This is a genomic window from Nocardioides gansuensis (genome assembly GCF_003076135.1).
GTDB classification, from domain to species: Bacteria; Actinomycetota; Actinomycetes; order Propionibacteriales; family Nocardioidaceae; genus Nocardioides; species Nocardioides gansuensis.
This window is the reverse complement of the sequence record NZ_QDGZ01000001.1, coordinates 266,909-284,320: the sequence shown is the minus strand read 5'-3', so window position 1 is coordinate 284,320 and position 17,412 is coordinate 266,909. Positions and strand designations below refer to the sequence as shown.

Below are 17,412 nucleotides of genomic sequence, written 5' to 3'. Positions count from 1 at the left end.
GAGGAAGAGATGCGCAGAACGATGACGCTGGCCCTCACGGGCGCCGGTGTGCTCCTGGCCGTTCCGGTGGTCGCGGCCGCCGACCGGATGATGGTCGACCACGGCCACGGCCCCGACGCCGTGCACGACACGGCGTACTCCGCCGTGACGACGCAGGTGCACTCCTGGTCGAAGGACGACAGCACGCGCGTGCGGCTGATGGCCGAGGGCCTGCCGCCGAACCGGACCTTCGGCGCCCACGTGCACACCGGGCTCTGCGGCACCGACCCGCTCGCCTCCGGCGGGCACTACCAGCACCCGGGCCACACCGGCACGCTGGAGCAGCGCGAGGTCTGGCTCGACATCACGACCGACGCGGACGGGCGCGGCGTCGCGACCCGGACGGTCGGGTGGGAGTTCGCTCCCGGAACTGCCGGCTCGGTGGTCATCCACGCGAACCCGACGAACCCGACGAACGGCGGCGCGGGCGCACGGCTGGCCTGTACGACGGTCGCGTTCGGCGAGTGAGCCGGAGGGCGCAGTGCGGGGAGGCCCCGGTCAGTGCGGCTGCCAGGCGTCCTCGTCGGCGGTGAGCGCCGCGACCGACTCGGGCACCTCACCGTCGGCCAGCTGCTGGATGGTGACCTTCTCGAAGACGTCCCGCAGGGCGCGGCGCGCGGCGATCCAGACGTACTGCAGCACCTGGGCTGACTCCCCGTAGGCGACCGCCTCGGGCCGCAGGCCGTAGACGGAGACGAGCGGGCCGTCGACCGCACGGATCACGTCAGCCACGGTCACCTGCGAGGCAGGGCGCGCGAACCGCCAGCCGCCGGACTGCCCGCGCTGGGACACCACGATGTCGGCCTTGCGCATGTCGGCGAGGATCGCCTGGAGGAACCCGTGCGGGATGTGCTGGGCCTTGCCGAGCTGCTCGGCCGACACCGGCGACCCGTCGTCACGGGTGGCAATCTCGATCAGCGCCCGGAGGGCGTAGTCGGACTTGGCGGAGACTCGCATGGCCCGAGTCTGGCAGACCGGCCCGACGCTCGCCGCGTCACGGGCGCGCCGTGGCCCCCGTCAGCCGAGGGCGGGCTCGAGGTCGGGCTCCTCCGCGCGCTGCCGCGCGGCGATCGACTCCTGCTTGACCGCCCAGGCGATGCCGGTCAGCCACAGCACGGCCACCACGGCCGCCACGACGCCGACCTGCAGGCCGGTGGCGCCCAGCGTCTCCAGGATGGTCTTGGAGTTGGTGAGCACGATCAGGCCGCCCGCGCCGACGCCGAGCACGCGCGCCGGGAGGTGGCGCACCAGCCAGGCGGCGATCGGGGCAGCGACGACGCCGCCCGCGAGGAGCGCCAGCGCGTAGCCCCAGTCGATGCCCTGGCTGCCCAGCGCCAGCAGGAAGCCCAGAGAGCCGCCCACGGCCACCACGAACTCCGAGGTGTCGATCGAGCCGATCACCTTGCGCGGCTCGAGCCGCCCGGACGACAGCAGCGAGGTGGTCCCGACCGGGCCCCAGCCGCCTCCGCCGATGGCGTCCAGCGCGCCGCCGAAGAGGCCCATCGGCGCCAAGAACAGCGGCGACGGGCTGCCCGCGAAGTCAGGCCGGCGGCCACCCAGCATCAGGAACCGCCAGATCACGTAGACGCCCAGCGCCAGCAGGATGGTGGCCACCCAGGGCTTCGCTTCGTCGCCGGGCAGGCTGGCCAGGAACGTCGCCCCGGCGAAGGCCCCGACGAAGCCGGGGACCGCCAGGATCGACACCGTCCTCCAGTCGACGTTGCCGAGCTTGTGGTGCGAGGCGCCGGACACGAGCGACGTACCGATCTCGGAGAAGTGCACCGCAGCCGATGCCGCGGCCGGCGCGACACCCACCGCGAGCAGCAGGGTGGAGGACGTGACGCCGTAGGCCATGCCGAGGGAGCCGTCGATCAGCTGGGCGAGGAGTCCGACGAAGCCGAGGACGAGCAGCTTGCGCATGTGTTTCCTTAGTTAGTCCACCAAGTCTGTATGTCTAGTGTGTAAGTGGACATTACGAGAACCGGGAGAGTCAAGTCGGCGCGCTCAGGACGTCGAGGGCTCACGGCTTTGCTCCTTCGGAGCAGTGACGCGGCTCACCGGACCAGCCCTGGTGTTTGCATCCGGCCAGTCCGGGAGGCATCATTTTGTTACTGGCGGGTAGCGGACTGCGCTTCCCGCCCCGGCCCCACCCGGGCCGGCCAACCAGGAGGACCGGAGCCTGACCCCAGGACCGGCACCGTCGGAACGGATAGGTGGATCAGTGAGCCACTACAAGAGCAACCTGCGCGACATCGAGTTCAACCTCTTCGAGGTGCTCGGCCGGGACGAGATCCTCGGCACGGGTCCGTTCGCGGAGATCGACGGCGCGACCGCCCGCGAGATCCTCGCCGAGGTGGACCGCCTTGCGCGGGAGGACCTGGCCGCGTCGTACGTCGACAGCGACCGCAACCCGCCTGTCTTCGACCCCGTGACCCACACCGCTCCGGTGCCCGAGTCGTTCAAGAAGAGCTACCAGGCCTGGATGGACGCGGAGTACTGGCGGCTCCAGATCGACGAAGAGCTCGGCGGCACCCTCGCCCCGTCGTCGCTCAACTGGGCCATCGGCGAGATGGTGCTCGGCGCCAACGCCCCCATCTGGATGTACGCCGCGGGCCCGGCCTTCGCGGGCGTCGTGCACCGCAACGGCAACGACCGCGACAAGCGCATCGCGCAGATCATCGTCGAGCGCGGCTGGAACACCACCATGGTGCTGACCGAGCCCGACGCCGGCTCCGACGTCGGTGCCGGCCGCACCAAGGCCACCCTCAACGAGGACGGCTCCTGGAACATCACCGGGGTCAAGCGCTTCATCACCAGCGCCGAGTCGGACCTGTGCGACAACATCATCCACCTCGTCCTCGCCCGCCCCGAGGGCATCGAGGGCGTCGGCGGCCCCGGCACGAAGGGCCTCTCGCTCTTCATCGTGCCGAAGATCCACTTCGACTTCCGAAGCGGCGAGCTCACGGGTGAGCGCAACGGCGTCTACGTCACCAACGTCGAGCACAAGATGGGCATCAGGGTCTCCAACACCTGCGAGGTCACGTTCGGCGACCCGCAGGTCGGCGGCGGCGAGCCCGCGAAGGGCTGGCTGCTGGGCGAGGTGCACGACGGCATCGCGCAGATGTTCCAGGTCATCGAGAACGCCCGGATGATGGTCGGCACCAAGGCCATCGCGACCCTGTCGACCGGCTACCTCAACGCACTGGAGTACGCCAAGGAGCGCGTCCAGGGCGCCGACCTGACCCAGGCAGCCGACAAGACCGCCCCGCGCGTCACGATCACCCACCACCCCGACGTGCGCCGCTCGCTGATGACGCAGAAGTCCTTCGCCGAGGCGATGCGCGCGCTGGTGCTCTACACCGCGACGTGGCAGGACAAGGTCATGCTCGCCAGGCACGCCGGCGAGGAGGGGGACGACGTCAAGCTCGCCGAGGCGGTCAACGACCTGCTCCTCCCGATCGTCAAGGGCTACGGCTCCGAGCGCTCCTGGGTGCTGCTCGGCACCGAGTCGCTGCAGACCTTCGGTGGCTCCGGCTTCCTGCAGGAGTATCCGGTCGAGCAGTACGTCCGCGACGCCAAGATCGACACCCTCTACGAGGGCACCACGGCGATCCAGGGCCAGGACTTCTTCTTCCGCAAGATCGTCAAGGACCAGGGCCGCGCCCTGGGCCACCTGGCCGCCGAGATCCAGGCGTTCGTCACCGGAGGGGCCGGCTCTGCCGAGGGGGATGGCCGCCTCAAGAACGAGCGCGCGCTGCTCGCCACCGCGCTCGAGGACGCCAACGCGATCGTCGGCCACATGATCAACGACCTGATGGCCTCCGCGGAGGAGATCACCCACATCTACAAGGTCGGCCTCAACACGACCCGCGTGCTGATGGCGCTCGGTGACCTGATCTGCGGCTGGCTGCTGCTGCGCCAGGCCGAGGTCGCGCTCGAGAAGCTGACCGGCGACGCCGCCTCGATCTCTGCCAAGGACAAGGCCTTCTACGAGGGCAAGATCGCCGCGGCCCAGTTCTTCGCGCAGACCAACCTGCCGAGGATCACGGCCGAGCGGGCCATCGCCGAGGCCGTCGACAACTCCCTGATGGCCCTCGACGAGGCTGCGTTCTGACCCACCCGCCCTCGCTGGTCGAGTAGCGAGAGAGGGCCGTCCCGGATTCGTCCGGGACGGCCCTTCGTCGTACGCCGCTCAGGCGCCGCCGAGGCGCGCGCGCAACGAGTCCATGGCGTCCCAGTCGTTGGCCTGCATGACCGCCACGACGGTCCCGCCGCGCTTCCAGACGACCTGCAGGCCCTCCACGAGCCCGCTCCCGCTGATCTCCACGTCGTCGTAGCCGTCGGGGCCGACGCTGCCGACGTACTCCATGCCCATGTCGTACTGGTCGGTGTAGAAGTAGGGCTGGCGGTCGTAGGGCGCCTCGTCGCCGAGCATCACCCGCGCGGCGTGGCGGCCCTGGTGGATCGCGGTGTCCCAGTGCTCCACGCGGATGCGCCGGCCCAGCACGGGGTGGTCGTGCACGGCGACGTCGCCGGCGGCGAGCACGTGCGGGTCACTCGTGCGCAGGCTCGCGTCGACCAGGACGCCCCCGTCCACGTCCAGGCCGGCGTCCCGGGCGAGCGAGTCGTCGGGCACGGCGCCGATGCCCACGACCACGAGGTCGGGGCTCAGCTCGTGGCCGTCGGAGAGCCGGACCAGGTCACCGGCGGCCGCCTCGACCGACGTCTCGAGGCGCAGGTCGACGCCGTGGCCGCGGTGCAGCTCGGCGAAGAGCGCACCGACCTCGGGCCCCAGCGCCGCCAGGAGCGGCTGGGCCGCCGGGTCCACGATGGTGACGCGCCCGCCGGCCTGCACGGCCGCCGACGCGACCTCGAGGCCGATCCAGCCGGCGCCGACGATCAGCAGGTCGCGGTCGAGGCGCTCCTTCAGGGCGAGGGAGTCCTCGAGCGTGCGGAGGGTGGTGACGGGCAGGCTCGACGCCTCGAAGGAGGACAGGGTGCGCGGGGTCGCGCCGGTCGCGAGCAGTAGCCGCTCGTAGGACAGCTGCTCGCCGCCGGCCAGCGTGACCGTGCGCGCCTCGAGGTCGACCGACTCGGCGCGGGTGCCGGTGCGCAGGTCGACCTCCTGCTCGGCGTACCACTCCTGGGGATTGACCACCGCGTCGTCGGGCCCGGCCTTGCCGAGCAGGATGCCCTTGGACAGCGGCGGTCGCTCGTAGGGCAGGTGGGACTCGGCCGCCACGACCGTCACCGGACCGGGGTAGTCCCGGTCCCGCAGCTCCTTGGCCGCGTTGGCGGCGGCGAGCCCGCCCCCGACGATCACCATGCTCATGCGTGCCTCCTGGTCAGGTCGAGGAGCTCAGCCCGGCTGCACGGCTCAGAGCTCGCGGCGCTCCTCCACGTGGGTGGTGTGCCGCCGCTGCTGGTTGATCACCAGCGCGAGGACCAGGGCCACGACGCCCATGATGATCAGGATCCAGCCGAGCGTCTCGGTGGCCACCACGTCGTCCACGGCGGCCGGGAGGTCCACCGCTCCGAGCGCGAGGATCAGGCCGATGACGAGCAGGATGATGCCGAGGCCGATGCCCATGTTCACTCCTTCCGTCGTGGGCGCAGGCGGGTGCCGCGCCCAAGCGTCCGGTACCCGGCGTGATCCTCACGTACGCGTCACGCGGTCCCGCCCAGGGGTAGCGACAGGGTCGGCGGGCCGTCAGGCACGACCCGGACGGGGACGCCCCAGTCCTGCTGGTGCAGATGGCAGGCGGCGCCCTCGCCGCCGTCGGCGTCGCAGGACGCGGCGCGCGCGGCCACGTGGAGCACACCGTCCCCGACCGCGGGGTCGAGCACCAGCCGCCTCGTGAGGTCGGTGCCTCGCCCGTCGCCCTCGCGCAGCAGCGCGGGCGGGGTCGCGGTCACGAAGAGCTGGGAGGGCGGCCCGAAGCGGTCGTCGACCTTCTGGCCGGGCGGCGGCGTGAACGCCACCACCAGGTCGAGCGCGGGTCCCACCTCGGTGACGGGGCGCTGCGTGGTGTGGGCGAAGTCCGCCGCGGCCACCCGGGCGTCCAGCGGGATCCGGACGAGCCGGTGGGCGGCGGACTCCACGACGACGAGGTGGCCATCCTGACCGGGTCCGGCCTCGACGTACGCCGCGCTCGGCTCGGCGAGGTCGGTGGCGAGGGTCGAGACCTGACCGTCGGCGAGGCGGCGTACTGCGCCGTTGTAGGTGTCGCAGATCGCCACCGAGCCGTCGGGCAGGACGGTCACGCCGAGCGGGTGCTGTAGCAGCGCGCCGTCCTCGGCGCCGGGGGCCGCGGGGCCGTCGCGGAAGCCGAAGTCGAAGAGGCCGGTGCCGACGGCGGTGTGGACGGCGCCGTCCCGCACCCAGCGCACCGCCGACGTCTCGCTGTCGACGACCCAGAGCCGGTCACCGTCCGGCGCGAGCCGCGAAGGCTGGGCGAACCACGCCTCCTCCAGTGGCAAGTCGAGGAGCCCCTCGTTGCCGGTGCCGCCCGCCACCTCGGCGAGACCGGTGCGCGGGTCGAAGATCCACAGCTGGTGCACACCCGCCATCGCGACCCAGACCTTGTCGCGCCACCACGCCACGTCCCAGGGACTGCTCAGGTGCCCGTCCCCGACGATCCCCTGCGTCCCGTCGCCGGCGAGCGTGCGCACCTCCCCCGTCGCGAGGGTGATCCCGGCCAGGCGGTGGGCGACCGTGTCGGCCACCACCACGTCGTACCCCACCTCGGCCGCGACCTCCTGCGGCAGCAGGCACAGGCCGTTGGGCTCGCGGAAGCCGCCGATCCGGGTCTCGACAGGCTCGACCAGCGGGCTCGGCTCGACCGAGTCGTCGCCCTCGGGGCTGGCCAGGACGACGACCTCGTCGTGACCGGCGTCCGCGACGAGCACCCGGCCGTCGGGGAGGGGCACGGCCGAGGCCGGGAAGCGGAGGTCGCTGGGCTCGATGACCGGAGGGACGTACGGCGAGTCGCCGGGCTGCAGGGTCCCGCGCTCGCGATGGAGCGGGACGAGCTCGGCGAGTAGGGCGTCGATCGCGTGGCCGTGGCCCTCGCCGGCGTACTGCGCGACGACGTAGCCCTCGGGGTCGACCAGGACGAGGGTCGGCCAGGCGCGGGCGGCGTAGGCCGACCAGGTGACCAGCTCGGGATCGTCGAGGACGGGGTGGTGGACGCCGTAGCGCTCGACTGCGGCGGCGAGGGCGACCGGGTCGGCCTCGTGCACGAACTTCGGGGAGTGGACGCCCACCACGACGAGCTCGTCGGCCCACTTCTCCTCGATCGGCCGGAGCTCGTCGAGGACGTGCAGGCAGTTGATGCAGCAGAAGGTCCAGAAGTCGACGAGGACGAAGCGGCCCCGCAGCTGGGCAGTCGACAGCTCGCTGCCGCCGGTGTTGAGCCAGGCGCGACCGCGCAGCTCCGGCGCCCGCACCCGCCCCCTGGTCTCTGACACAGCACATTCTTACCGGGCGGACCTCCTTACCGGGCGGACCTCGCCTACGAGGGGGAGGTGTGCCAGGACTCGCGTGACAAGGACGCCACTGACCCTGTGTCCTCGCTACGTCTTGCCCCCTCTAGGCGGGGGCACGAGTGAGCGCACCGACGCGAGCATGCGGGCACTACCCTGCAGCGCATGAGTGTCTCGGATGAGCTGGCCGGCTACGTCGACGTGTGGTGGCAGGCGGTCGACGCCTTCACCGCGCTGCTGGAGCACGTGCCCGACGATGCCTGGCACCACCCCACCGACCTGCCGGGGTGGGACGTCCACGACATCGCCGCGCACACCGCGCACCTCGAGGCACTCCTCGCAGGCGCCGAGCACGACAACGTGGAGATCGGCGAGCCGGCACATGTGCGCGGGATGCTGGGCCAGTTCACCGAGCAGGGCGTCGTCGCGCGCAAGGACCGCACTCCCGACGAGCTGATCAACGAGATCCGCTCCGCCGCCACGGCCCGGCACACCGCGCTCCTGGCGGATCCCCCGACCGATCCCGACGCCCCGGCACCCGGCGTCTTCGGGATGATCGGCTGGTCCACGCGCACCCTGCTGCGCAACCGTCCCCTCGACGTGTGGATGCACGAACAGGACCTCCGCCGCGCGCTCGACCTGCCGGGTGGCCTCCACACCGCGCCGGCCGCACACACCGCCGACTATCTCGCCGAGTCCCTCGGGATCGTGGTGGCCAAGCGGGCCAAGGCACCGGCCGGCACCCGCGTGGTGCTGGACATCGACGGGCACGCGCGGGCCGTCGAGGTGAACGACGCCGGCCGGGCCGTCCCGGTCGAGGTGCCGGCAGACCCCACGGTCACGATCCGCACCGACCGGGAGTCCTTCGCCCTGCTCGCCGGCGGGCGCCGCAAGCCCGAGTCCGGCCGCGTCCAGCTGGCGGGTGACCCCGTCCTGGCCGAGCGCATCGTCGAGGTCATGGCGGTCACGCCATGAGCGGTGGCCAAAGACCTGAAGGGCAAGGACCTGACGGCCAGCAGCCCTGGACCCTCGCCGACATCCCTGACCAGACCGGCAGGACGATCGTCGTCACCGGGCCCAGCCTGGGCGGCATCGGCTACCACACCGCGCTCGAGCTCACCCGGAAGGGAGCGCGGGTGGTGCTGGCGGGCCGCAGCGAGGAGAAGCTCGCGGCGGCCGACGCCGCGATCCGGAAGGAGGTCCACGACGCCGCGCTCGAGCACCTCGTCGTCGACCTGGCCGACCTCTCGTCCGTACGCCGAGCCGGTGCCGCCGCCGTGGTGCTCGGCCGGATCGACGTGCTGGTCAACAACGCCGGCATCATGGCGACGCCGCACCGGCTCACCGTCGACGGGCTCGAGTCGCAGATGGCGACCAACCACTTCGGCCCGTTCCTGCTCACCGGCCTGCTGCTCCCCCAGCTCGTCGCCACCGACGACGGCAGCAAGGAGGGGTCAAGGGAGGAGAGAAGGGAAGGGAGAGTCGTCACCGTCTCCTCCCTGATGCACCGGGCCGCCAGGCAGGCGCCCTTGCACGACCCCCGCAGCCGGCGGCGCTACCAGCGGTGGCCGGCCTACGGCGAGTCCAAGCTCGCCAACCTGCTCTTCACCTACGAGCTCGACCGGCGCGCGCGGGATGCCGGGCTGCCACTCAAGGCGCTCGCCGCGCATCCCGGGCTCTCCGGCACCCACCTCACGGTCAACGGGATGTTCGCCCACTCGCATCTGGGGGAGGCCCCCCGTCGCCCCGCGGCCATCCTCGACGCGGCGGTCAAGGCCGTCTCCCAGTCGGCCGCCGCGGGCGCGTGGCCGAGCCTGATGGCGGCGACGGCCGACCTGCCGGGCTCGACGTACGTCGGGCCGAGCGGTCGCGGCGAGCTGCGCGGTCCCCCGATGATCGTGTCGAGCCGCCGCCTCTCCCACGACCGGGAGGCGCAGCGCCGGCTGTGGGAGATCAGCGAGGAGACCGTGGGGCTGTCCTACCCCTGATCGACCCGCGGGACGCGAGGCGTCAGCGCTGGCGCGGACCGAAGACCGGCGCGGTCCTGGAGACCACGGCCTTCTGGGTCGCCTTGGTGTTGCGGGCGACGAGCAGGAATGCCTGCTCCCATCGCTCGCGCGCGAAGGTCGCCCGCGGGCTGGCGTGCCAGGTCCGGTTGAAGATGCGCTTGGTCGCGGCGAGCTGGTCGGGCGACTTCTGTGCGAGCTGGTGGGCGAAGCCGAGCGCCGCGGCGACCGGGTCGGCGTCGAGCTGGGTGACCAGGCCGAGGTCGGCCGCCTCCTTGCCGGAGAACATCTCGGCGGTCATCGTGAGCCGCTTGGCCGTGTCGATCCCGACCAGCTCGGCGAGGCTCCGCACGCCGGTCATGTCGGGGATGATCCCCCACTTGCCCTCGAGCACGGACCAGGTCGAGTCGGGCGTCGCGATCCGGAAGTCGGCCGCGAGCGCGATCTGGAGACCGCCGCCGAGGCAGTGGCCGTGCACGGCGGCGATCACCGGGACGGGCAGGCGGCGCCAGGCCCAGCACGCCTCCTGGAAGGTGTTCGTCCCCCGCCAGGGCCGCGGCATGAAGCCCCGGACGACGCCCTTGGGGTCCTGCATCACGGTCGCGAAGTCCAGGCCCGCGCAGAACGCGTCGCCCTCGCCCGAGAGCACCACGGCCCGCAGCCGCTTGTCGCGGCGCAGCCTGCGCGCCGTACTGACCAGCTGGTCCAGCGTGTCGAGGGTCAGGGCGTTGAGCTTGTCCGGCCGGATCAGCCGCACGTGCGCGATGCCGTCCTCGATCTGGCAGGAGACGAGGCTGGGGCGAGCAGACATGCCGTCAGCGTACGGCGCGTGCCGTCCGCCCGCCCCAGCCCGTCAACAGAGCCGGTCAACGCCAGCCGGCCGCCCGTCAGGACGCGGGCTTGATCCGCTTGGTGCGTGCGGACTTCACGACCAGTGGCTTCGACCCGGGCACCGAGACGGTGACCCTGACCGAGATCCGCTTGCCGCGCATCTTCGGCGTGAGCCGCAGGCGCGACTTGGTCGCTCCCTTGACGGCCTTGCCGTTGGCGAGCCACTGGACCTTGCGCGCCACCAGGCTGGGCGAGAACGTGCCCTGGGTGACCCGGAGCTTCCGGCCCACCATGCGCACGCCCTTGATCCGCGGCTTCGTCAGGACGCGGATGGTCGTCACCTGGGTCGGCGCGGCCGCGGTCGTGGTGGTGGTGGACGTGGCGGTCTCCGCCGGCATGGCCGTCTCGGTGGTGGTCGCCGTGGCGGTGGCCGTGTCCGTGGCGGTCGCCGTGGCCGTGGCGGTCGCAGTCGCCGTCTCGGTCACCGTCGGGGTCGGCTCCGGCGGCTGGGTCGCGCCGGTGTCCAGGCTGGCGTCGAGGCCCGCGGTCGTGCCCGAGCTGTCGACGGCGAGCGTGTCGGCGTCGGCCAGCGCCGCCTCGTCGTTCCAGTACTCCGTCGCGCCGCTGGCGGGGTCGGAGAACCCGAGGGTGTAGTCGCCCGCCGGCAGGCCGCCGAGGTCATAGCTGCCGTCGGCCGTGGTCTCGACCGACTGGTACGGCACCCAGTCCGAACCCTGGAGGACGTAGGTGGTCACGACGGCTCCCGCCAGGGCGTTACCAAGGTTGTCGGTGACCTTGCCGGTGAGGTGCGCCGCGCCGCCCAGCTCGGCGTCGAGGCCGCTGCGGACGGTGTTGCCGCCTGACAGGACGATGTCGTTCGCCGCGTCGGCGCGCGGCGCGTTGTCGTAGAACTCCGTCGCGAACGTCCCGGTGGGGTCGTAGTAGCGGAGCCGGTAGGCCCCGTCGGCGAGTTTGCCGACGTTGAAGCGGCCGTCCACCCCACTGACGGCGGAGTCCACCTCGACCCACTGGTTGACGCCGTCGATCGGCATGAGTGACAGAGCCGAGACCCTGATGCCCCCGAGTGCTCCACCGCCGGCGGCGGTGATGACGCCCTTCATCCTGGCGGGAGGCCCCGCCGCGACCGAGGAGTCCACGGTCATCGCCACCACGAAGGGGGTGGCTCCCAGCACTGCGGCCAGCGACACGGCCGCGGCCCTCTTCCTGTGCTTGTCCTGCAACGAGTGCATCAGCATGACTTTGCCCCTGAGTCTTTGGGCGTCCCGAGCCACGCGCTTATGTGTGACCTGCAACGTAAGGAGCGACGACCAAGGCATGACGGTCTCTTGAGGGAACGTTGAGGAAGAACTGCCCCAACGGCCTAGTCCGGTCGGACCCCCTCGTCAGGTCAACGGCTGAGCCACTCCCCCGCGTGGAGCACCCGCAGCAGTCCGAGATCGTCATCCAGGAGGACGAGGTCGGCCCGCGCACCGGCTCGCAGCTCTCCCACGTCGGGCAGCCCCAGGGCCGCCGCGGGGGTCGCGGTGGCCGCGCGGACCGCGTCGACGAGGGGGATCCCGGCGAAGCGTACGGCGTGGCGCACAGCGGCAAGCGACGTGAGCGTCGACCCCGCGATCGCACCGGTGGTGGCGATCCGGGCCAGCCCGTCGCGCACCTCGACGGCCATCGGGCCGAGCAGATAGTCGCCGTCGGCGGCGGCCGCCGCGCCCATCGCGTCGGTGATGAGCACCGGCCGCCCGGGCGCCGCCGCGAACGCCAGCCGCAGGGTCTCGTCGTGCAGGTGCACGCCGTCGGCGACCAGCTCGACGTACGCGTCGCTGCCGAGCAGCGCGCCGATCACGCCGGGCTCGCGGTGGTGGAGGCGGCGCATGCAGTTGAACAGGTGCGTGCCCACGGTGGCGCCTGCGTCGAGGGCCGCGCGCGTCTGGTCGTACGTCGCGTCCGTATGGCCGACGGCCACCGTTACGCCGGCCTCGGCCAGCCGGCGTACGGCGTCGAGGCCGCCCGCGCGCTCGGGGGCCAGGGTGACCATGCTCAGCGCGCCGTCGGCGGCGTCGAGGACGGCGTCGACCGCCGCGGGCGTCGGGTCGCACAGGTGGCTGGTGTCGTGGGCACCCGGGTGGTCGAAGCTGAGCCACGGACCCTCGAGGTGCAGGCCGGCGAGGGCGCCGTCGGCGACCAGCGGCCGCAGTGCCCGCAGCGACGCGACCAGCGTGTCGAGGGAGTCGGTGACCAGGCTCGCGACCTGGGTGGTGGTGCCGTGCGCGAGGTGGGCGCGGACCGCGGCGCGGGACGCCTCCGGGTCGCCGTCGGTGTGGGAGAAGCCGCCGCCGCCGTGACCATGGATGTCCACGAAACCGGGCACGAGCAGCTCCGCGTGGGCGTCGGCGGGCGCGGGGGGGTGCCCCTCGCCCACCTCGGTGATGCGGTCGCCGGTGACGCGCAGCCACCCCGGCGCGAGGACACGCGCCGGGGTGACCACACGAGTGGCACTGAGGATCACGCGGACGTGTCCGCCTCGATCGCGGCCTCTTCCTCACGGCCTGGGGTGCGCAGGTTCCACTTCGTGATGACGAACCGGAAGAGGAAGTAGTAGAGCACCGCGTAGCCGAGGCCGATCACGATCAGCAGGGCCGGCTTCTCGGCGATGTTCCAGTTGAGGACGAAGTCGAACAGGCCGGCGGAGAAGCCGAACCCGTCGCGGATGCCCAGGGCGTTGACCAACGCCAGCGAGGTGCCGGTGAGCAGTGCGTGGACGACGTAGAGCGGGAACGCCACGAACATGAAGGTGAACTCCAGCGGCTCCGTCACGCCGGTGAGGAACGCGGTGAGGCCCACGGAGAGCATGATGCCTCCGACAGCCTTCTTGTGCTCCGGGCGGGCGGTGTGCCAGATCGCCAGGGCGGCGGCCGGGAGCGCGAACATCATGATCGGGAAGAAGCCGGTCATGAAGGCGCCGGCGGTCGGGTCGCCGTGGAGGAAGCGGGCGATGTCGCCGTGGTAGACCTCGCCGTTGGCAGCCTCGTACTCGCCGAAGATGAACCACGGCGGGCTGTTGAGGATGTGGTGCAGGCCGAGCGGGATCAGCAACCGGTTGATCGTGCCGTAGACGAAGCCGCCGATCACGGCGTTCTCGGTGACCCATTCGCCGAGGCTGGTGATACCGGTGTCGAACCAGGGGTAGACCAGCGACATCAGCACCGAGATCACGATCGCCGCGAGCGCGGTGATGATCGGGACGAAGCGGCGGCCGCCGAAGAAGGCAAGGTAGGGCGGCAGGGAGACCCGGTGGTAGCGCTGCCAGAGGAAGGCGGCCGCGAGGCCCATCACGATGCCGCCGAGCACGCCGTAGTTGATGAGCTCCTGCTCCTGGCCCTCTTCGGGGAGGCCGAGGACGAACGGCGAGACTGCGTCGCCGACGGCCTTGAAGACGAGGTAGCCGACCACGGCCGCGAGGGCGGTGGAGCCGTCTGCCTTCTTGGCCATGCCGATCGCGATGCCGACGGCGAAGAGCAGCGGCAGGTTCGCGAAGAGTGCGTCGCCACCGGCACCGATGACCGCCGCGACCCTCTCCCAGCCGAGCCCGTCGACGCCGAGGAGGTCGTCCTGCCCGAGGCGGAGCAGGATCGCGGCGACCGGCAGGGCGGCGATCGGCAGCATCAGGCTGCGGCCGAACTTCTGGATCGGAGCCAGGTTGATCCTGCTCCGCAGTCCGCCTGAGGCGGTGTCGGTTGTGCTCACGGGTGGTTGCCCTTCTCTCGAGTGGTGCTGGGTGTCGTGCGGGAGGGGGGTGTGCTGGTGCTGCCGATCAGGTCCATGTGCAGCTGGTAGCGGTCGCCCCGGTAGCGGGAGACGACGTGCTCCAGTGGCTTGCCGTCCGCAGTGGAGACGCGACGGAAGACGAGGAGCGGCGTGTGCAGCGGCGCCTCGAGGCGCCGCGCGAGGGTCGCGTCGGCGCTCTCGCCCCACAGCGTCTGGGAGGCGCGGTCGATGACGAGGCCGTAGACGTCGGCGAAGAGGCTGTAGAGCGAGCCGGTGAGGTCGTGGTGGTCGAGGTCGGGCAGCAGGGCCTCGGCGTACCAGCCCTGCTCGAGCGCCATCGGCTGGCCGTCGGCGAGCCGGACGCGGTCGACCCGCCAGGCCCGCCCAGCGGTGCCGAGCCGCAGCGACGTGGCGACCTCGGCGGGCGGCTCGTCGAGGTCGACGGCGAGCAGCCGGGTCGACGGCGTGAGGCCGCGGCGGCGCATGTCCTCGCTGAACGACGCGAGGTGCAGGTGGCTCTCGACGCGCGGACGGGCCACGAAGGTGCCCTTGCCGTGGATCCGGGTGAGCAGACCCTCCGCGATCAGCGTCTCGATCGCCTTGCGCACGGTGGCGCGGGAGACGTCGTAGGTCGACATCAGCTCGCGCTCGGAGGGGATCGCGGCGTCCGGACCGAGCTCCTTGACCGCGAGCTCGGCGAGCACATCGCTGAGCTGCGCGTGCTTGGGCCGGGGACCGTCGGTGATGACCAGGGCCATGGCTCCTCCTCGCGATTTCGACCTCGACGCGCTCCGCGTGACGTGGTACGGTCTGGTACGTACCAGTTATCCTGACCATGCAGTGAGTCCTTGTCAAGGGGTGACCATGACGGCCCAGCACAGCCAGTCGAGCCAGATGGCCCGGGAGATCGCCGAGCAGCCTGCCGCCGTGCAGCGCACCCTCGACCGGCTGCTCCCCCAGCGCGAGTCGCTGCGCGAGCTGGTGGGCGAGCGCCGCCGCGTGCTGCTGGTGGCCCGCGGCTCGTCCGACAACGCCGCCGTCTACGGGCGCTACCTGCTCGAGGTCGGCGCCGGCGTCCCCGCCGCCCTGGCCGCGCCGAGCGTGGCCACCCACTACCGCGCTCGCCTCGACCTCACCGACACCCTGGTCGTCTCGGTCTCGCAGTCGGGCTCGACCCAGGAGATCGTCGAGTCCCAGGCCTGGGCCCGCGAGTGCGGCGCGGCCACGGCGGCGGTCACCAACGTCGCCGACTCACCGCTCGCCGCAGCGGCCGACCTGGCCCTGGTCACCCAGGCGGGCCCCGAGCTCGCGGTGCCCGCCACGAAGACCTATGTCACCCAGCTGGCTGCCGTCGCGGTCCTCGCCGACGCGCTCGGTGCCGGCATCGGCGACGACCTCGCGCGCGTGCCCGAGGAGATCAGCCGTCTCTCGGGCGCCGACGTGGAGGCCGCCGCCCGGCTCCTCGCCGACGCCGAGCACGTGGTCGTCTCAGGGCGCGGCCTGCTCATGGGCACCGCCCTGGAGACGGCCCTCAAGCTGGAGGAGACCTGCCTGACCCCGGTGCGTGGTTACTCCTACGCCGACCTGCGGCACGGACCCATCTCCGTGGTGACCTCCGGGATCGCGGCCGTGCTCGTCGCCGCCCAGGATGGCCCGCTCGCGGAGCCGATGGTCGAGCTCGCGGCCGACCTGCGGTCCCGGGGGGCGCACATCGTGGGCATCGGAGGCGGTACGGCGTTCGCGGAGGCCTGCGACGTCCACCTGGCCGGCCCCGAGCTGCCCGAGGCGGTCGCGCCGCTGGCGACGATCGTGCCCGCCCAGCTGATGATCGAGCGGCTGGCCCGCGACCTGGGCCTCGACCCCGACAATCCCCGCGGCCTGAAGAAGGTCACCCAGACCGACGCCTGACCCCTACACCCACGAAGGAGCACCCCAGATGAGCAGCAAGGCAGAGCAGATCCTGGCCGGCCTCGGTGGCGCCGAGAACGTCGTCGAGATCGAGGCGTGCATCACCCGCCTGCGGACCGAGGTCAGGGACGGCTCGAAGGTCGACCAGGCCGCCCTCAAGGCAGCGGGCGCGCACGGTGTCGTCGCGAGCGGCAACGTGGTGCAGGTCGTCGTGGGTCCGGAGGCCGACAACCTGGCCGAGGACATCGAGGACCTGATGTGAAGGCGGTTCTCTCCCCCTGCCCCGGCCGGGTCATCGCCATGTCAGAGGTCCCGGACCCGGTCTTCGCCGAGGAGATCGTCGGCCCGGGCGTGGCCATCGAGCCGGCCCCGGGCCGCACCACCGTGGTCTCGCCGATCGCGGGCAAGGTGCTCAAGGTCCACCCGCACGCGTTCGTCGTGCTCGGTGACGGCGTGGGCCTCCTGGTCCACCTCGGCATCAACACCGTGCGCCTCGAGGGCGAGGGCTTCGAGGTCCTCGTCGAGCAGGGCAGCGACGTGGCGGCCGGGGACCCGATGATCACCTGGGACCCCGCCACCGTCACCGGGGAGGGCATCTCGACGGTCATCCCGATCGTGCTGATGGACCGCCCCAAGGGCTCGGTGTCGAGCGAGCGGATCGGCTCCGACGTGGCCACCGGCGAGGTGCTGTTCACCGCGTGACCAGGCCGCCGACCACTCCCGCCGCCCTGCTCCTCGACCTCGACGGCACCCTCGTCGACTCCGAGCCGCTGCACCGACGTGGCTACGCCGACTGGCTGGCGCACCGTGGCTGGGATGTCCCCGACCTGTCGGTCTTCACCGGCCGGCGGGCCGAGGACGTCTTCGTCACCGAGCCCGGACCGTGGGCCGGGCACGACCCGCTCGAGCTGCTGGCCGAGGTGCTCCCGTTCGTGCCCGACGAGGCGCCGGCCCCCGTGCCGGGAGCCCGGGCGCTCGTGCTGGCCGCCCGCAGCGCCGGCGTGCCGGTCGCGGTCGTCACGTCGGCGGGCCCGGCATGGGTCCGGCTGTCGCTCCAGGAGTCGCTCAGCCTGTCCGACGGCGTCGACCTCGTGGTCACCGCCGAGGACGTCGTCGACGGCAAGCCCGACCCGGCGGGCTTCGCGCTCGCCTGCTCCAGCCTGGGGGTCGACCCCTCAGGCGCCATCGCCGTCGAGGACTCCCCCGCCGGCGTCCGCGCCGCCCTCGGGGCCGGCGTGGGCCAGGTCTACGGCGTGACGACGACCCATGCCCGCGACGTACTCCTCGCCGCCGGGGCCCTGGCGCTCGTCGACGACCTCACCCCGTTGCCGGGGCTGGTCGGGCTGTAGCCCGACCAGCC

The 17,412-nt window shown here is 72.2% G+C and carries 17 protein-coding genes and 1 pseudogene; 8 read left to right on the top strand and 10 right to left on the bottom strand.

Annotated elements, in window-relative coordinates:
* Positions 1–9 precede the first annotated feature (9 nt).
* Complete coding sequence (locus DDE18_RS01300) at positions 10–507, top strand: superoxide dismutase family protein (RefSeq protein WP_116570428.1); 498 nt, start codon at positions 10–12, stop codon at positions 505–507.
* A gap of 30 nt (positions 508–537) precedes the next feature.
* On the opposite strand, the gene DDE18_RS01295 is transcribed toward DDE18_RS01300, so the two are convergent.
* Positions 538–996: an RrF2 family transcriptional regulator gene (locus DDE18_RS01295; RefSeq protein WP_116570427.1), complete on the bottom strand. Its 459-nt coding sequence runs from the start codon at positions 994–996 to the stop codon at positions 538–540.
* Between the two features lie 60 nt (positions 997–1,056).
* The gene (locus DDE18_RS01290; protein ID WP_116570426.1) at positions 1,057–1,959 is read right to left on the bottom strand and encodes a sulfite exporter TauE/SafE family protein; all 903 of its coding nucleotides are present in this window, start codon (positions 1,957–1,959) and stop codon (positions 1,057–1,059) included.
* Between the two features lie 301 nt (positions 1,960–2,260).
* Between DDE18_RS01290 and DDE18_RS01285 the strand changes: the two genes are divergently transcribed.
* The gene (locus tag DDE18_RS01285) at positions 2,261–4,153 is read left to right on the top strand and encodes an acyl-CoA dehydrogenase (RefSeq protein WP_116570425.1); all 1,893 of its coding nucleotides are present in this window, start codon (positions 2,261–2,263) and stop codon (positions 4,151–4,153) included.
* 78 nt (positions 4,154–4,231) lie between these two features.
* Here DDE18_RS01285 and DDE18_RS01280 read toward each other — a convergent pair whose 3' ends face one another.
* From DDE18_RS01280 to DDE18_RS01270, 3 genes are all read right to left on the bottom strand, one after another.
* Positions 4,232–5,371 (bottom strand): NAD(P)/FAD-dependent oxidoreductase, encoded by a 1,140-nt coding sequence (locus DDE18_RS01280; protein ID WP_116570424.1) that lies wholly within the window; start codon positions 5,369–5,371, stop codon positions 4,232–4,234.
* 45 nt (positions 5,372–5,416) lie between these two features.
* On the bottom strand, positions 5,417–5,629 hold the full coding sequence (locus tag DDE18_RS01275) for a DUF6458 family protein (RefSeq protein WP_116570423.1): 213 nt from the start codon (positions 5,627–5,629) through the stop codon (positions 5,417–5,419).
* A gap of 77 nt (positions 5,630–5,706) precedes the next feature.
* Positions 5,707–7,509 carry a thioredoxin-like domain-containing protein gene (locus DDE18_RS01270; RefSeq protein WP_116570422.1) on the bottom strand — a complete coding sequence of 601 codons (1,803 nt, stop codon included), beginning with the start codon at positions 7,507–7,509 and terminating at the stop codon, positions 5,707–5,709.
* Between the two features lie 180 nt (positions 7,510–7,689).
* On the opposite strand from DDE18_RS01270, the gene DDE18_RS01265 reads away from it, so the two are divergent.
* The gene (locus tag DDE18_RS01265; RefSeq protein WP_116570421.1) at positions 7,690–8,499 is read left to right on the top strand and encodes a maleylpyruvate isomerase family mycothiol-dependent enzyme; all 810 of its coding nucleotides are present in this window, start codon (positions 7,690–7,692) and stop codon (positions 8,497–8,499) included.
* Positions 8,496–9,512, top strand: a complete 1,017-nt coding sequence (locus DDE18_RS01260; RefSeq protein ID WP_116570420.1) for an oxidoreductase — start codon at positions 8,496–8,498, stop codon at positions 9,510–9,512. The genes DDE18_RS01265 and DDE18_RS01260 overlap by 4 nt, the downstream gene beginning before the upstream one ends.
* A 22-nt stretch (positions 9,513–9,534) precedes the next feature.
* On the opposite strand, the gene DDE18_RS01255 is transcribed toward DDE18_RS01260, so the two are convergent.
* The 5 genes and pseudogenes from DDE18_RS01255 to DDE18_RS01235 form a co-directional block, all read right to left on the bottom strand.
* Positions 9,535–10,341: a crotonase/enoyl-CoA hydratase family protein gene (locus DDE18_RS01255; RefSeq protein ID WP_116570419.1), complete on the bottom strand. Its 807-nt coding sequence runs from the start codon at positions 10,339–10,341 to the stop codon at positions 9,535–9,537.
* 76 nt (positions 10,342–10,417) lie between these two features.
* A complete protein-coding gene (locus DDE18_RS01250) occupies positions 10,418–11,611 on the bottom strand; it encodes an MSCRAMM family protein (RefSeq protein ID WP_133241118.1) in 1,194 nt (397 codons plus the stop codon).
* 158 nt (positions 11,612–11,769) lie between these two features.
* Positions 11,770–12,885, bottom strand: a complete 1,116-nt coding sequence (gene nagA / locus DDE18_RS01245) for an N-acetylglucosamine-6-phosphate deacetylase (protein ID WP_116570417.1) — start codon at positions 12,883–12,885, stop codon at positions 11,770–11,772.
* Positions 12,886–12,911: 26 nt separating this feature from the next.
* A pseudogene (locus tag DDE18_RS01240) lies at positions 12,912–14,123 on the bottom strand (PTS transporter subunit EIIC); the annotation flags it as partial.
* Positions 14,120–14,902 (bottom strand): GntR family transcriptional regulator, encoded by a 783-nt coding sequence (locus DDE18_RS01235; protein ID WP_116570416.1) that lies wholly within the window; start codon positions 14,900–14,902, stop codon positions 14,120–14,122. The pseudogene DDE18_RS01240 and the gene DDE18_RS01235, both read right to left, overlap by 4 nt.
* A gap of 106 nt (positions 14,903–15,008) precedes the next feature.
* On the opposite strand from DDE18_RS01235, the gene DDE18_RS01230 reads away from it, so the two are divergent.
* Genes DDE18_RS01230 through DDE18_RS01215 form a run of 4 tightly spaced genes read left to right on the top strand, consistent with a single transcriptional unit; the run spans position 15,009 to position 17,401 of the window.
* Positions 15,009–16,052 carry an SIS domain-containing protein gene (locus tag DDE18_RS01230; protein ID WP_245916379.1) on the top strand — a complete coding sequence of 348 codons (1,044 nt, stop codon included), beginning with the start codon at positions 15,009–15,011 and terminating at the stop codon, positions 16,050–16,052.
* A 28-nt stretch (positions 16,053–16,080) separates the two neighbouring features.
* Positions 16,081–16,314 carry a PTS sugar transporter subunit IIB gene (locus DDE18_RS01225; protein ID WP_116570415.1) on the top strand — a complete coding sequence of 78 codons (234 nt, stop codon included), beginning with the start codon at positions 16,081–16,083 and terminating at the stop codon, positions 16,312–16,314.
* Positions 16,311–16,754: a PTS sugar transporter subunit IIA gene (locus DDE18_RS01220; protein WP_116570414.1), complete on the top strand. Its 444-nt coding sequence runs from the start codon at positions 16,311–16,313 to the stop codon at positions 16,752–16,754. Before DDE18_RS01225 ends, DDE18_RS01220 begins: the two co-directional genes overlap by 4 nt.
* On the top strand, positions 16,751–17,401 hold the full coding sequence (locus DDE18_RS01215) for an HAD family hydrolase (RefSeq protein WP_116570413.1): 651 nt from the start codon (positions 16,751–16,753) through the stop codon (positions 17,399–17,401). Before DDE18_RS01220 ends, DDE18_RS01215 begins: the two co-directional genes overlap by 4 nt.
* Positions 17,402–17,412 lie beyond the last annotated feature (11 nt).

Bases quoted from the DNA above. Each gene is read 5' to 3' on its own strand.
- DDE18_RS01300 (WP_116570428.1), top strand. From the start codon at position 10: ATGCGCAGAACGATGACGCTGGCCCTCACGGGCGCCGGTGTGCTCCTG.
- DDE18_RS01295 (WP_116570427.1), bottom strand. From the start codon at position 996: ATGCGAGTCTCCGCCAAGTCCGACTACGCCCTCCGGGCGCTGATCGAG.
- DDE18_RS01290 (WP_116570426.1), bottom strand. From the start codon at position 1,959: ATGCGCAAGCTGCTCGTCCTCGGCTTCGTCGGACTCCTCGCCCAGCTG.
- DDE18_RS01280 (WP_116570424.1), bottom strand. From the start codon at position 5,371: ATGAGCATGGTGATCGTCGGGGGCGGGCTCGCCGCCGCCAACGCGGCC.
- DDE18_RS01275 (WP_116570423.1), bottom strand. From the start codon at position 5,629: ATGGGCATCGGCCTCGGCATCATCCTGCTCGTCATCGGCCTGATCCTC.
- DDE18_RS01265 (WP_116570421.1), top strand. From the start codon at position 7,690: ATGAGTGTCTCGGATGAGCTGGCCGGCTACGTCGACGTGTGGTGGCAG.
- DDE18_RS01260 (WP_116570420.1), top strand. From the start codon at position 8,496: ATGAGCGGTGGCCAAAGACCTGAAGGGCAAGGACCTGACGGCCAGCAG.
- DDE18_RS01255 (WP_116570419.1), bottom strand. From the start codon at position 10,341: ATGTCTGCTCGCCCCAGCCTCGTCTCCTGCCAGATCGAGGACGGCATC.
- DDE18_RS01250 (WP_133241118.1), bottom strand. From the start codon at position 11,611: ATGCACTCGTTGCAGGACAAGCACAGGAAGAGGGCCGCGGCCGTGTCG.
- DDE18_RS01235 (WP_116570416.1), bottom strand. From the start codon at position 14,902: ATGGCCCTGGTCATCACCGACGGTCCCCGGCCCAAGCACGCGCAGCTC.
- DDE18_RS01230 (WP_245916379.1), top strand. From the start codon at position 15,009: ATGACGGCCCAGCACAGCCAGTCGAGCCAGATGGCCCGGGAGATCGCC.
- DDE18_RS01225 (WP_116570415.1), top strand. From the start codon at position 16,081: ATGAGCAGCAAGGCAGAGCAGATCCTGGCCGGCCTCGGTGGCGCCGAG.